Source organism: Pseudomonas sp. ADAK2 TE3594 (genome assembly GCF_053628675.1).
Map to the genome: position 1 here is coordinate 2,590,534 of NZ_JBRJGV010000001.1, position 12,906 is coordinate 2,603,439.

General features: G+C 60.0%; 10 protein-coding genes. 4 read left to right on the top strand and 6 right to left on the bottom strand.

The features are described from left to right. Window positions 1-103: 103 nt before the first annotated feature. Window positions 104-673 (top strand): TIGR01841 family phasin, encoded by a 570-nt coding sequence (gene phaP, locus AB7M22_RS11730; RefSeq protein ID WP_454186401.1) that lies wholly within the window; start codon window positions 104-106, stop codon window positions 671-673. Between the two features lie 35 nt (window positions 674-708). Here phaP and phaR read toward each other — a convergent pair whose 3' ends face one another. The 6 genes from phaR to AB7M22_RS11760 form a co-directional block, all read right to left on the bottom strand. Continuing rightward, a complete protein-coding gene (gene phaR / locus AB7M22_RS11735) occupies window positions 709-1,257 on the bottom strand; it encodes a polyhydroxyalkanoate synthesis repressor PhaR (protein ID WP_454186402.1) in 549 nt (182 codons plus the stop codon). A 147-nt stretch (window positions 1,258-1,404) separates the two neighbouring features. Next, a complete protein-coding gene (locus AB7M22_RS11740) occupies window positions 1,405-2,673 on the bottom strand; it encodes an OprD family porin (protein WP_454186403.1) in 1,269 nt (422 codons plus the stop codon). Window positions 2,674-2,801: 128 nt separating this feature from the next. Then, window positions 2,802-4,574 carry an acyl-CoA dehydrogenase C-terminal domain-containing protein gene (locus AB7M22_RS11745; protein WP_454186404.1) on the bottom strand — a complete coding sequence of 591 codons (1,773 nt, stop codon included), beginning with the start codon at window positions 4,572-4,574 and terminating at the stop codon, window positions 2,802-2,804. Window positions 4,575-4,638: 64 nt separating this feature from the next. Next, window positions 4,639-6,309 (bottom strand): cation acetate symporter, encoded by a 1,671-nt coding sequence (locus AB7M22_RS11750; RefSeq protein WP_454186405.1) that lies wholly within the window; start codon window positions 6,307-6,309, stop codon window positions 4,639-4,641. After that, complete coding sequence (locus tag AB7M22_RS11755; RefSeq protein ID WP_048393398.1) at window positions 6,309-6,635, bottom strand: DUF485 domain-containing protein; 327 nt, start codon at window positions 6,633-6,635, stop codon at window positions 6,309-6,311. The genes AB7M22_RS11750 and AB7M22_RS11755 overlap by 1 nt, the downstream gene beginning before the upstream one ends. Window positions 6,636-6,757: 122 nt before the next feature. Then, entirely contained in the window at window positions 6,758-8,380 is a 1,623-nt protein-coding gene (locus AB7M22_RS11760; RefSeq protein WP_454186406.1) for an acyl-CoA synthetase, read from the bottom strand. Window positions 8,381-8,610: 230 nt separating this feature from the next. Here AB7M22_RS11760 and AB7M22_RS11765 point away from each other — a divergent pair, with 230 nt between their 5' ends. The 3 genes from AB7M22_RS11765 to AB7M22_RS11775 all read left to right on the top strand — a co-directional run bounded on the left by AB7M22_RS11765 (window position 8,611) and on the right by AB7M22_RS11775 (window position 12,898). Then, the gene (locus tag AB7M22_RS11765) at window positions 8,611-10,887 is read left to right on the top strand and encodes a PAS domain-containing sensor histidine kinase (protein ID WP_454186407.1); all 2,277 of its coding nucleotides are present in this window, start codon (window positions 8,611-8,613) and stop codon (window positions 10,885-10,887) included. A 4-nt stretch (window positions 10,888-10,891) separates the two neighbouring features. Further along, complete coding sequence (locus tag AB7M22_RS11770) at window positions 10,892-11,527, top strand: response regulator transcription factor (RefSeq protein ID WP_454186408.1); 636 nt, start codon at window positions 10,892-10,894, stop codon at window positions 11,525-11,527. 186 nt (window positions 11,528-11,713) lie between these two features. Further along, window positions 11,714-12,898 carry a patatin-like phospholipase family protein gene (locus AB7M22_RS11775; RefSeq protein ID WP_454188791.1) on the top strand — a complete coding sequence of 395 codons (1,185 nt, stop codon included), beginning with the start codon at window positions 11,714-11,716 and terminating at the stop codon, window positions 12,896-12,898. The last annotated feature ends 8 nt before the right edge of the window (window positions 12,899-12,906 follow it).

Here is a 12,906-nt window from a genome sequence, read left to right on the forward strand (position 1 = left end):
AATGGTTTTGTGCACTGCAATATCAAGGCTAACGCGATGACTGGCCGGATCGCTATCGCGTCCTCAGGCCCATAAGGGCCTTCCAGTACCAGGAGATTCAAGCATGTCTTTTTTCAATTCGGAAAAACTGCAAACCGCTCAGAAAGCCAACCTCGACCTTTTGCAGCAAATCAGCGGCAAAGTGTTCGCCAGCGTTGAACAGCTCAGCCAGTTGCAGTTCAAGGCACTGCGCGACTCCACCGAAGAACACTTCGAAGGTGTTCGCAAGCTACTGGCCGTCCGTGATCCACAAGGTTTCGCCGAGCTGCAGGCGTCTTTCACCCAGCCGAGTGCGCAAACCGAACGCCTGACCGAATTCAATCGTCAGGTTCAAGCACTGATCGTGGGTACTCAGTCGGACATCGCCAAATTGACCTCGAGTCAGGTCGAAGCGGGCACTCAGCAGGTGCATGAGTTCGTTGAAACGATCAGCAAGAATGCACCGGCCGGTTCCGAGCCTGTTGTGGCCGCATTCAAGTCGGGCCTGGCGAATGCCGGTACTGTGTTCGAAAGCGCACAGAAAGCCGTAAAACAGGCTGCCGATGTGGCTCAGAGTGGTTTCGATGCAGCGACTGCCGCGGGCACTAAAGCTGCCCCGGAAGCTAGTGCCAAGCCTAACAGCGGTAACAAGTAAGTCACGTAAGACCGGCAGTACCAATGGCGATGGGTTTATTCCCCATCGCCATTTTTTTTCGTTCCGCCATCGGCACCGGGTTTGCCGCCGAACATGCCGAACAGGTTCTGGGTGTTCAGGTACAGCGCCTTCGACTGATCGACATACTGACGCATCAAATCCTGCATCACCGGCGCTTGCTGATGCATGAAGGTGCTCCAGGCCTCGGATGATTGCGCACCGGTCTGGGACTGGATGTCGATTACGGTCTGAATGCTCTTGTCCAGGTAACTGCCGAGTACGCCCTGATAAGGGCCGTAGAACTGGATAATCCCCATCAGCATCTCGCTGGTGAAGATCGGCTCACCGCCGCTTTCGGCTTCCAGAATCACTTGCAGCAGGATGCTGCGTGTCAGGTCCTCGCCGCTCTTGGCATCGACCACCTGAAAGGCAACTTTGTCGACCACCAACTGGCGTATGTCCGCCAGCGTCAAATGACTGCTGGTGTGGGTGTCATACAGTCGGCGATTGGGGTACTTCTTGATCAGGCGGGGGGTGGTATCAGTCATGCGGGGCGTCTCGCGGCGGGCCTGGTTTGCAGGCATATTAACCTACTCTGGCCCACTGCCGAGGATGATCGTTCCCACGCTCTGCGTGGGAATGCAGCCCGGGACGCTCCGCGTCCCAAGAGCGGACGCAGAGCGTCCATTGAGGCATTCCCACGCAGAGCGTGGGAACGATCATTGCGGTGCTTACCAGATCGGCAAGGTGTAGCTGACGATCAGGCGGTTCTCATCCAGATCGCTGCCAAAGTGGGTCGAGCGAACTGTCGCGTTACGCCACTTCACGCCGACATTCTTCAGCGGCCCGCTCTGCACGACATAACCAATGTCGGTATCACGCTCCCATTCCTTGCCTTGCGGGCGGTTGCCGCCCAGATCGATATTGTCGCCGGTGAGGTAACGGGTCATGAAGGTCAGGCCCGGAATGCCAATGGCCGCAAAGTTGTAGTCGTAGCGCGCCTGCCAGGACTTTTCATCCTTGCTGGCGAAGTCGCCGATCTGCACGAAGTTCACCAGGAACGCATCGGTGCCGTTGACGTAGGCGTAGCCGGTGTCGCCGCTCATGCCTTGATAACCCAGGCCCAACGCATGCCCGCCGAGGCTGTAGGTGAACATCGCGCCGATGGCATTGTTATCGACATTGCTGCCGCCATCATCCGTGGAGCGGGCGAAGCGCAGATCCGTTTTCAGCGACTGGCCCGTCGTCACCGGCAACACGTAGGTCAGGTTGACCAGGTGCTGGCTGTAGAAGTTGTCGAGGTGACCATAGCTGTAACCGGTGGCGAGGTTGCTGGTCCATTTGTAGTTCAGGCTGGCGAAATCGAAGCTGTCGCTATCGAGATGACGTGTGGTGATGCCCTTGGCGCCGGTGCGGGTGATACCCATGTCCTCGTAGTCCGAGGAGTCGCGTTGATTGACTTGCGTCAGTCGCCCGGCATCCACCGTCAGGCCTTCGATTTCCAGCGACGTCAGCTGACCGCCCTTGAAGGTTTGTGGCAACAACCGTGAATCGTTGGCCAATACCGTCGGCAGTTTCGGCAGCAGCGTGCCGAGTTTCAGCGTGCTTTTGGAGGCCCGCACTTTGGCCGTCAAACCCAGTTCGCCGTACTCATCCTGAGCCCCTTTGCGGGTGTCGCGATGGCGTTTGAGCAGGCCGGAGCCTGCGCGATCGGGGCTGGAATCGAGCTTGACGCCGAGCAGGCCAATGGCATCGAAACCCACACCGATCAAACCTTCGGTGAATCCCGATTCATAGCGCAGCAGGAAACCTTGCGCCCATTCCTCTTGTTTGGATTGCGCGGCGTTGTCTTGGCGATAGTCGCGATTGAAATAGAAGTTGCGCAGCTCAAGGCTGGCCTTGCTGTCGTTGACAAAATCGGCAGTGGCGGGGGCCGAGAGGCTGATGACGCCGCCGGCCAGCAATAGTCGAGTAGCGAGGATGCGGGTGTTGCGGTCCATGGTGAAGCCCCTTTGTTTTTATTATGGAAGGTCAGGTCCCGCGGCCCTCGCCAGGTGGGCGAGGGCTTATCAATAAAAAAACGCGAACGCCAAAAGAGAGGAGCGTGGCGCCGCGTACGGTTCAATCGTTAGAACTGTTCGGCGCTCAGGCCAAACAAGGAGGCACTGCCCGCGCGGATGGATTGCTCCAGGCTCAAAATGCGCGGCAGCAAGCGGTGAATGTAGAAGTCGGCGGTGGCGATTTTCGCGCCATAAAACCCTGCATCTTCGTGCAGCTTTTGCTTGGCAACCTGCGCCATGCGCGCCCAGAGCCAGGCATAGGCGACGTAACCGAACAGGTGCAAATACTCCACCGAAGCAGCGCCGATTTCGTTGCGATTAGTGGTCGCCTGGTCCTGCAGCCAGTCGCTCAGGTCTTCCAGACGCTGCACGGCATCGAACAGTTGAACGGAGTAGGGCGCGTCGGGCTGATGGGCGAAATGGCGGATCTCGCCGGTGAACTGACGCAGCGCGGAGCCCTTATCGCCGAGCACTTTGCGTCCAAGCAGGTCCAGCGCCTGAATGCCGTTGGTGCCTTCGTAGATCTGCGCGATGCGCACGTCGCGGACCAATTGTTCCTGGCCCCATTCGCGGATGTAGCCATGGCCGCCGAACACTTGCTGGCCGTTGATGCAGCTTTCCAGGCCGGTGTCGGTAAAGAATGCCTTGGCCACCGGCGTCAGCAGCGCCACCAGGGTTTGCGCGTTGTCCCGTTCCTGGACGTCATCGGAAAACTTCGCCAGATCGAGTTGCTGGCCGACATAACTGGCGAACGCGCGGCCGCCTTCGGTCATGGCTTTCATACTCAGCAGCATGCGGCGCACATCGGGGTGGACGATGATCGGATCGGCCACTTTGTCCGGGGCAATGGCACCGGTCGGCGCTCGGCTCTGAACCCGTTCACGTGCATAGGCGACGGCGCTCTGATAGGACGCTTCGGCGCAGCCAATGCCCTGAATGCCGATGGACAAGCGCTCGTAGTTCATCATGGTGAACATCGCCGCCAGGCCTTTGTTGGCTTCGCCGACCAGCCAGCCGCTGGCGCCGTCGAAGTTCATCACGCAGGTGGCCGAGGCCTTGATGCCCATCTTGTGTTCGATCGAACCGCAACTCACGGCATTGGCATCGCCGAGGGAGCCGTCTGCATTGACCAGCACTTTGGGCACGACGAACAGTGAGATGCCTTTCGGTCCCGCCGGTGCGTCCGGCAGTTTGGCCAGCACCAGATGGACAATGTTTTCAGTCAGGTCCTGATCGCCACCGGTGATGAAGATCTTGCTGCCGGTGATGTTGAAGCTGCCGTCGGCCTGAGGTTCGGCGCGGGTGCGGATGATCCCCAGGTCGGTGCCGGCGTGGGCTTCGGTCAGGCACATGGAACCGGCCCAGCGGCCTTCGTACATCGGTGGCAGGTAGAGATTTTTCAGGGTGTCACTGGCGTGGGCATCCAGCGCCAGGCAGGCACCGGAACTCAACGCTGAATACAGCGCGAAGCTTGCGTTGGCGCCGTAGAGCATTTCTTCGAACTGCACGGCGAGCATCTTCGGCATGCCCATGCCGCCAAAATCGGCGTTGCCGGACAGGCCCACCCAGCCGCCTTCGATGTAGGTGGCATAAGCCTGTTTGAATCCGATCGGCGTGCTGACTTGGCCGTCGGCCCACTGGGCGCCTTCCTCGTCGCCACTGCGATTCAATGGCGCAATCAGGTGCGAGGTGACTTTGGCCGCCTCCTCAAGAATGGCGTCGGCGGTGGCGGCGTCGACACTGTCGGCCAGGGCCGGCAGGCGTGCCCACAAGGCCGGGGCATCGAACACTTCATGCAACACAAAGCGCATGTCGCGCAGCGGGGCGTTGAATTCGGGCATAACGTGAACCTCAAAAGGTTGTGCGATGGACACGGCGCCGCTTGAGCAGGCCGTGCCCTTTCAATCAATGAGCGGAAGCGCTGGCGGCACCGAGGCCGGTCTGGGCGCGGACAAACTGGTCGGCGTAAGCGTCACGCTCCTTGTCGGCCCGCACGCTGCGGTCGAGTTTCGACACCACGACGATCACAAAGAACGCCAGTGGCATGGAGAACAGCGCCGGGTGGTCGTACGGGAAGATCGCCTGTGCATGGCCGAGCACGGTGACCCAGACCGCTGGCGAGAGGATCACCAGGACCAGCGCGCAGATCAGCCCGGCGAAACCGCCGATGATTGCGCCTTTGGTGGTCAAGCCTTTCCAGTACATGGCCATGATCAGTACCGGGAAGTTGGTCGACGCGGCGATGCCGAAGGTCAGGCCCACCAGGAACGCGACGTTCATCTTCTCGAACAGAATGCCCAGCAGAATCGCGATGATGCCCAGGCCGACAGTGGCCATGCGGGTCACGCGCATTTCCTGTTTCTGGCTGGCTTTGCCCTTTTTGAACACCGTGGCGTAGAGGTCGTGGGAAATCGCCGAAGCACCGGCCAGGGCCAGCCCGGAGACCACCGCAAGGATGGTGGCAAAGGCCACGGCTGAGAGGAAACCGAAGAACAGATTGCCACCGACCGCTTTGGCCAGGTGCATCGCAACCATGTTGCCGCCGCCAATTAACGCGCCGCCGACTTCGCCATTGACGTAGTACTGCGGGTCGGTGCCGATGATCACCATCGCGGCAAAGCCCAGGGTGCAGACAACGAGGAAGAAGAAACCGATGAAGCCCGTCGCGTAGAACACCGACTTACGCGCTTCCTTGGCGTTAGGCACGGTGAAGAAACGCATCAGAATGTGCGGCAGACCGGCAATCCCGAACACCAGGCCCAGCGACATCGAAGCGGTGTTGATCGGGTCGGCGAGCATTGAGCCTGGGCCCATAATGTTCCAGCCACTGGCATGGGCTTCGACGGCTTTGGTGGCCAGGGTTTCGTAGCTGAAGCCGAATTGCGACATGGCCATGAACGCCAGGGTCGTGCCGCCAGCCAGCAGCAACACGGCCTTGATGATCTGCACCCAGGTGGTGGCGATCATGCCGCCGAAAATCACATACACCAGCATCAGTGCGCCGACGATCACTACGGCTACCGGGTAGTCGAGGCCGAACAGCAACTTGATCAACTGACCCGCACCGACCATCTGCACGATCAGGTAGCAGCACACCACCGTCAGCGAACCAAACGCGGCGAAAATCCGCACTTTGTTCTGGTCCAGTCGATAGGACACGATGTCGGCAAAGGTGTAGCGCCCCAGGTTGCGCAAGCGCTCAGCCATCAGGAAGGTGATGATCGGCCAGCCAACAAAGAAGCCGATGGTATAGATGAAGCCGTCGTAGCCCTTGGCGAACACCAGGCTGGACAGCCCCAGCAGCGTGGCGGCGGACATGTAGTCGCCGGCAATCGCCAGACCGTTCTGGAACCCGGTGATGCCACCGCCCGCGGTGTAGAAGTCAGACGTGGATTTGGTTTGCCGTGCGGCCCACCAAGTGATGGCCAATGTGCCCAGTACGAAGACGAAGAACATGCCGATCGCATGCAGGTTGAGCGGTTGTTTTTCCACCGCACCCAGCGCGGGTGCAGCCAACACGACGGAGGCCGGCAACAGCCCGACAGCGGCGAGGAGAAATTTACGGAGCAGGTTCATTACTTGCTCTCCTCGAGAATGGCGGCGCCCAGTGCATCGAAACGCGTGTTGGCGCTGTAGACGTACCAACCGGTCAGTAGCCAGGAAAAAATGATGATCGCCGCGCCAACCGGCATACCCAGGGTCAACATCCGATGTTCGGCGATCGGCGCGTGTAGCCACTGTGGGGCAAACGCCACCACCAGCATGAACGCGTAGTAGGTGCCCAGCACGGCAGCACTCAGTGACCAGGCCAGGCGCGAACGGCTGCTCACCAATTGAAGGAATTTCGGGTTGGACCGAATGCGTTCACAGCGTTGGGTATCGGTTGAATGAATGTCGATCATGGGTGGCTCCACATTGTTTTTGTTATCAGTGTGTAGGTCAGGGGCAGGGCCAAATTCAGCCTGCACGAGCCCGAAGCGGCAGGTAAAACACCTGTCGCCTGGTGGGTACGACGTCGATTCGGTTAGAGCGCTTTAGCCCTGTCGCGCAGAACGTACTTCTGGATCTTGCCGGTTGAAGTCTTCGGCAGCAGGGTGAAAACCACCGTGCGCGGGACTTTGAAGCCGGCCAGGTGTTCGCGGCAGAAACTGATGATGTCGGCCTCGCGAACGTCCTGGTGATCAGCCTTCAACGTGATAAAGGCACAGGGCGTTTCGCCCCATTTCTCATCGGGACGGGCGACGACGGCCGCTTCCATGACGGCCGGATGGCGATACAGCACACCTTCCAGTTCGATGGTGGAAATGTTCTCACCGCCGGAAATGATGATGTCCTTGAGTCGATCCTTGATCTCGACATAACCGTTCGGATGACACACCGCCAGGTCGCCGGTATGGAACCAGCCGCCCTCGAACGCTTCGGCTGTGGCGGTCGGGTTCTTCAGGTAGCCCTTCATGACCGTGTTGCCACGCATGAAGATCTCACCGATGGTCTGACCGTCTCGCGGGGTCGGCTCCAGCGTCTTCGAATCGCCAACCATCACACCTTCTAGCGTCGGGTAGCGCACGCCCTGACGGGATTTGATTTGCGCTCTTTCGTCGAGCGGCAACTCATCCCATTCGGCATGCCAGGCGCAGAGCGTCACCGGGCCATAGGTTTCGGTCAGGCCATAGACGTGGGTGACCTTGATGCCCATTTGTTCCACGGCACCGATCACTTTGGCCGGCGGTGCGGCACCGGCGACCATTGCGTTGACCGGATGATCGATCGCTGCTTTAGCCGATTCCGGCATGTTGACCAAGGCATTGAGCACGATCGGCGCAGCGCACAGATGGGTGACCTGATGCTCGCGGATCAGCGTGAGGATTTTCTGTGGATCGACGCGGCGCAGAAACACATGCACACCGGCCATGGCGGTGATGATCCACGGGTAGCACCAACCGTTGCAATGGAACATCGGCAAGGTCCAGAGGTACACCGGATGGTTACCCATGGCCCAGGTCATCTGGTTGCCCAATGAGTTCAGGTAAGCACCGCGATGGTGGTAAACCACGCCTTTGGGGTTGCCGGTGGTGCCGGAAGTGTAATTCAGCGAGATGGCTTGCCATTCATCATCGGGCCACTGCCAGGCGAAAGCAGGGTCGCCTTCGGCCAACAGCGCTTCATAGTCCAGATCGCTGACAGCCTGGCCTTCGCCGTATTCCGGATCATTGACGTCGATGACCAATGGCGGGTGATCCAGCATGCCGATCGCCGCGTGAATCACATCATGGAACTCACGGTCGGTGATCAGCACCTTGGCTTCGCCATGTTGCAGCATGAAGGCGATGGCCTCGGCATCCAGGCGCACGTTGAGCGGGTTGAGCACCGCGCCAATCATCGGCACGCCGAAATGCACTTCGAGCATCTCGGGAATGTTGGGCAACATCACCGCCACGGTGTCGTTCTTGCCAATGCCGCGACCGGCCAGCGCCGAGGCCAGACGGCGGCAGCGGGTGTAGGTCTGCGCCCAGGTGCGGCGGATCGAGCCATGGATGACGGCGGGATAGTGTGGGTAAACGCTGGCGGTGCGCTCGATGAAGCTGAGCGGAGACAAGGCAATATGGTTGACAGCCGCAGGGCCTAGCCCTTGTTCATAGATAGACATGTACGGGTACTCGGTGGCTGATTGTTAGCTCTATAGGTGACCTTGCAGCGTAGCCGCTGAGGTCGCCTTTTATGTCCGGCCTGATTTATATAACATTCAGCTACGTATATGGAAGTACAACCTACGTCATATAGGATATGTACTATATTTGATTCTTGCGGGACTAAATGAATACAGTGACACCGCAAACGCCGGTATATCCTTGGCCTCCCCAACGAAGCGGACCTGTGATGACCCTGACTCCCGTTCGATTGCACAGCTGGTTGCGCCTGCAGCGCGAGGGTGTGTCTCTGGCCGCCCGGGCCGATGCGTTGTGCCGTGCGCTGCAGGATTGCCCCGAGGTGCGCCGGGCGGTTTATCTGAGTTGGCAACCCAATGCGCGGATTTACAGCCACGAGGGCGCCGCCCAGCATTTTCCTCCGGGGCTGGGCGACCCTTCGCTGGCCAGCGATCAGCGGTTGTTTGATCGGCTGGCCGAAGCGGGGCGGCTGGATCTGGCTCAAGTACGTCAAATCGATTGTTGGCTGGCCGGCCGACTGCGCCGGGCCGCTATCAGCCATGGCCAGGTGTTTGATCTGGCGTTGCAACCGGGGCAAGCGGGTTTGTTGCTGGTGGAAGTGTGCGAGGGCGTGAGTCTTGATTGGCTGGGTTGGGTGCAGGACTTGCTGACGACGTTGCTGAGTAGCGTCAACGGCATGCTGCGCGGCTCACCGCTGTTGGGGCACGACCCGCAACCGAGTCTGTTACTCGATGCGCAGGGCCGGCCACTGGAGTTCAACGCGGCGCTGCTGGCGTTGCTGGCCGAAAAGCCGCTGACCGATGTGCTGGGTTTTTTGCCGGTGAATCACCGGGTGCTGGTACGCGCCTGCCTGGACCAGCAACGCGCCATCGAAGGGGTCGAAGCCCAGTTCGAAGCGCAGATCCTGATCTGGACGTTTATCCCCGATCCGCAGGACAACCGCGTGCTCGCCCGGTGTCGCGATGCCACGGCACAAGTGCTGGCCGAGCGTGAAGCGGCCACGGCACGGCGCCTGTACCGGCTAATTATTGAAAACACCACCGACCTGATTTCCAGGCATACACCCGACGGGCGCTTTCTCGATGCCTCGCCGGCGTCCTGGACATTGCTCGGCTACTGGCCGGAGGAGTTGCGCGGGCAAATGGCCCAAGGCTTGTTCCATGGTCAAGACCTGGCCAGCCTGGTGCAGCGCGCGCGGGATGCCCTGGAGCAGGACGGTTATCACACGATGACGTATCGAATTCGCCATCGAGATGGGCATTACCTGTGGTTTGAAACCGCCAGCCGGGCGATTCGTGAGACTTATACCGGGACGGTGGTTGAAGTGGTCAGCGTGTCCCGGGACATTACCGCCCGGGTGCACGCCGAGGAGAACAAGCGGCGCCTGGCGGAAGTCGTCGAGGCCAACACCGATCCTGTGTTGTTCATCGACCCCGAGGGGCAAGTCACTTACCTCAATCCAGCGGCGCGGCACATCCTCGGGATCGACGAGCAACAACCGATGCCAGCCCTGGCAACGTTGTTCGCCAGCAGCGACCTGGCACGCCTGCAGCGTGATGGCTGGAACAGCGCCGAACGCGACGGTGTCTGGAGCACCGATGCGCGATTGCAGCCACCGGCAGGCGGCACTTCAGTGCCGGTATCGCTGGTGCTGCTGGCGCACCGTTCGGCCGGCGGCGAGCGCTATTACTCGTTGGTGGCGCGGGACATGACCGAACGTGAGCTACGTGAAGTGCAACAGCGCCGCCATCAGGACGAACTGGCGCACACCGCGCGGTTGGTCACCCTGGGTGAATTGGCCTCGGGCATCGCTCACGAAATCAACCAGCCATTGGCGGCGGTAGTCAATTACGCCAATGCCAGCCAGCGCTATTTACAGACGCTGGATTCCAATCCCCAGGCCGCCGCCAAAGTAGCGCAAGGGCTGGAGCGCATTACCCATCACGCCACGCATGCTTCAGAAGTGATCAGACGTTTGCGGGCGTTTCTGCGCAAGGGGCAACGCCGGATGCAGGCCCTGAATTTCACCGACGTCGCCCGCGAGGCCGTGCGTTTATGTGCCTGGGAGGCGAGCAATTGCCAAGTGACAATCGAGGATCGCCTACCGGATAATCTGCCGCCGATTTATGCCGACCGAGTGCTGCTGGAGCAGGTCCTGCTCAATCTCTTGCGAAATGCCATCGATGCCAACCGCGAACAACATCCGGGGCAACCCTCGCTGATCGTGATGGCTGCGGGGCAGGGCGGTGGTGCGACCGTGGAAATCAGTGTGCATGACCAGGGGCCAGGCGTCAGTGAGCCCGAACTGGAGCAGATATTTACCCCGTTCTATACCAGCAAGGCCGATGGCCTGGGGCTCGGCTTGTCCATGAGCCGCAGCATCATCGAAGGTTTTGGTGGCGAGTTACAGGCCCGACGCCAACCTGTCGGGCTGCTGATGTGCTGCCGTTTGCCGCTGGCCGGCCCAACAAAACAACAACAGGAATAACGTAATGGCAGGTGTGACGGAGCACGTGGTGTATGTGGTCGACGATGACCAAGGCATGCTCGATTCAACGGTCTGGTTGTTGGAGTCGGTAGGGCTCAAAGCCTTGCCGTTTACCAGTGGCGTGGCGTTTCTCAATGCCTGTGATGCCAGTCTTGATGCCTGCGTGCTGCTCGATGTTCGCATGCCCGGCATGGGCGGTTTGAACGTGCAGGAAGAAATGCGCGCACGTGAGCTGAACCTGCCGATCATTTTCGTCAGCGGCCACGCGGATGTGCCGATCGTGGTTCGCGCCTTCAAGGCGGGCGCCCATGACTTCATCGAGAAGCCCTACAACGAGCAATTGCTGCTGGACAGCGTGCAACAGGCGCTCAGTAACTGCGCGGCAAACCGCTCGGGCAATCAGGGGCACGAAGCCTTGCAGGCGCGCTTGCTGACACTGACCCCACGGGAGCGCGATGTCTTGCTGCCGCTGGTCCAGGGTTACACCACCCGCGAAATCGCCGAGCAACTGGGCGTCAGTGCGAAAACCGTCGATCTGTATCGTTCGCGGGTGATGAAACGCATGCTGGCCAATACCTTGCCGGACCTGGTGGGCATGGCCATCGCCGCTGAACTGGTCGATCCGCTGAAGCTGCGCTGATTGCTGGCGTTTCTAATGATCGTCTATGGGGGGAGGATCATCCGCAGGGCAGACCGGACGTCCCACTAACGTTATGACTGCCTGAGCTTGCGCTAGCATGAAAGATGTTCAGGCCACTCGCCATTGAGAGGCTGTGTCGAGTGTGCGTGACGGGCTCTGTCAATTGCAGGGGCCGGAGGAGGCGTGTTGAAACCATTCCAGCTCAGACCTAGCGCCTCAACCCTGAACATGTTGCGTCAAGCGTGCCTGCAACGGCGTGATGCGGTGCCGCCAACGTTAACGGAAAAAGCACTCATCCCGGGCATACCAGATGCTCGCTACTGGCTGGACCAGGACCTGACGCCGTTCATTCGGGATGTGAGCCAGGCCAACCTTCGAGAGGCTGAGGCGCTCGCCAGCGCAGGGCTACCGAACGACATCCTGCCGCGGGCAAATATGCTGGCCGTTTCGGGCGGCGGTGATGCCGGCACATTCGCCGGGGGCATCATTGCGGGATGGACCCGGCATGGGTCTCGACCCGTGTTCAAAGTCGTCACCGGCATTAGCGCTGGCGCCCTGGTCGCCCCGTTTGCCTACCTGGGGCCCCAGTACGACGATGTCATTGTGCGTATCTGCAATGCAGTCGGTCCAAAAGACATTTTCCATGCCCGAAATATGCTGACCCGTCTTACCAGCGATGGCATGGCGCACAGCAAGCCACTGTCGCGGCTCATTGCACAGCACATCACTGCCGAGATTCTTGCGGCGATCACGGCGGAATACGCCAAGGGACGGCTGCTGATGATCGGTACCACCGACCTTGATTCAGGGCGCCCGGTCACCTGGAACATGGGGGCTATTGCCTCCAGCCAGGCACCGGGAGCGCTCGAGCTGTTTCGCAACATCATGGTCGCGTCGATGAGTATTCCCGGTGCCGTCTCACCCGTCATGATTGATGTGGACGTTAACGGCCACCCGTTTCAGGAAATGCACGTGGACGGAGGTGTCCTTACGCAGGTGTTCCTTTACCCACCCGGCACCGTGATGGCGCTGAACCAGGTGCCCGGGGCGCGTTTGCGGCGTGAACGGCATTTCTATGTGATTCGCAACGGCAAACTGGAACTGCAATGGTCCGGAACGAAGCGCCGAACCTTGAGCATCGGCGGTCGAGCCATCAGCGCATTGATCCAGACTCAGGGGATCAGCGATCTGGATCGAATTTACCGGATTGCCCAGCAGGATGGGGCGGACTTCAATCTGGCGTACATCGGCTCCGACTTCCGCATTTCTCGCCTCCATAAATTCGATGGCGAGTACATGAAGCGCTTGTTTAAATACGCCTTTGAACTCAGTGCCAAAGGCTATCCGTGGCATAAATCGCCGAGTACGTGAGAGACGGT

Excerpts from the sequence above, each read along its gene's own strand:
- phaP (WP_454186401.1), top strand. The coding sequence starts at position 104 with ATGTCTTTTTTCAATTCGGAAAAACTGCAAACCGCTCAGAAAGCCAAC.
- phaR (WP_454186402.1), bottom strand. The coding sequence starts at position 1,257 with ATGCCTGCAAACCAGGCCCGCCGCGAGACGCCCCGCATGACTGATACC.
- AB7M22_RS11740 (WP_454186403.1), bottom strand. The coding sequence starts at position 2,673 with ATGGACCGCAACACCCGCATCCTCGCTACTCGACTATTGCTGGCCGGC.
- AB7M22_RS11745 (WP_454186404.1), bottom strand. The coding sequence starts at position 4,574 with ATGCCCGAATTCAACGCCCCGCTGCGCGACATGCGCTTTGTGTTGCAT.
- AB7M22_RS11750 (WP_454186405.1), bottom strand. The coding sequence starts at position 6,309 with ATGAACCTGCTCCGTAAATTTCTCCTCGCCGCTGTCGGGCTGTTGCCG.
- AB7M22_RS11755 (WP_048393398.1), bottom strand. The coding sequence starts at position 6,635 with ATGATCGACATTCATTCAACCGATACCCAACGCTGTGAACGCATTCGG.
- AB7M22_RS11760 (WP_454186406.1), bottom strand. The coding sequence starts at position 8,380 with ATGTCTATCTATGAACAAGGGCTAGGCCCTGCGGCTGTCAACCATATT.
- AB7M22_RS11765 (WP_454186407.1), top strand. The coding sequence starts at position 8,611 with ATGACCCTGACTCCCGTTCGATTGCACAGCTGGTTGCGCCTGCAGCGC.
- AB7M22_RS11770 (WP_454186408.1), top strand. The coding sequence starts at position 10,892 with ATGGCAGGTGTGACGGAGCACGTGGTGTATGTGGTCGACGATGACCAA.